The sequence below is a fragment of the Eisenbergiella sp. OF01-20 genome, from assembly GCF_003478085.1.
Lineage (GTDB): Bacteria > Bacillota > Clostridia > Lachnospirales > Lachnospiraceae > Eisenbergiella.
On record NZ_QUES01000098.1, the window covers coordinates 1 to 968 of the forward strand.

Here is a 968-nt window from a genome sequence, read left to right on the forward strand (position 1 = left end):
GAAGGTGATTTTTACCGCGGAAGGTTTATTGACAGTTCCGGTTCCGTTCACAGTCGCGCTGGTTCCGCCGCTGTGGTCGTTGACCGTGCCGTTGTTTACCAGCGTGCCGGTTCCGTTTACCGTACCATGATTCTCAATCCTGCCGTTATTGGTAAGGGCCGTGTTATCTGGAATTGTGAGCGTGGCGCCGTCCGGCACTGTCAGGGTGGAGCCGTACGGGATGGTTATATCGCCGGGAAGTTCAGGGCTTCCACATACTGTTCCGTTACTCCCCTCAAATACCACGCCTTTTATCAGTTCTTTTGTACCGTCGCCGCCGCCCGGGCCGCCACCGATTGGTGACGCCTGATTGCTTGTGGCAAACACAACGGCATTCCCGTTTATGGTGAATCGACCGCCATCGCCTCCCGCAGTACCTGATCCGCCGCCGGTGTCGCCGTAGCCGTAGCCGCCGCCGATGCCCGCACTGTTGTAGCTGGTGGCCGTGACTGTGCCGCCGCTGATTGTAATGGTTCCGCCGGAACCGCCGTAGCCGTTGCTGCTGAAGCCACCGCCGATGCCCGCACCGCCGGTGCTGGTGGCCGTGACTGTGCCGCCACTGATTGTAATAGTTCCGCCGTAAGAGCCGGAGCCACCGCCGATACCCGCACCGTCGGAGCCGGTGGCCGTGACTGTGCCGCCGCTGATTGCAATAGTTCCGCCGGAGCCGTCGTAGCCGCCGCCGATGCCTGCGCCGTGGGAGCCGCTGTTGGCCATGACTGTGCCGCCGCTGATTGTAATGGTTCCGCCGGAGCCCCCGCCGCCGCCGATGCCTGCGCCGCCGGGGCCGCCGTTGGCGGTGACTGTACCGCCTTTGATTTCGATGGTTCCGCCGGAGCCGCCTGTGCTGCCGCCGATGCCCGCGCTGCTGTTGCCGCCGTTGGCCTCCAGGCGGCCATCACCATGAATCGACACAGCGGTGTTTTCAG

General features: G+C 63.3%; 1 pseudogene. It reads right to left on the reverse strand.

Features of this window, described 5'->3' with window-relative positions:
- A pseudogene (locus tag DXA36_RS33285) lies at window positions 1–968 on the reverse strand (hypothetical protein); the annotation flags it as partial.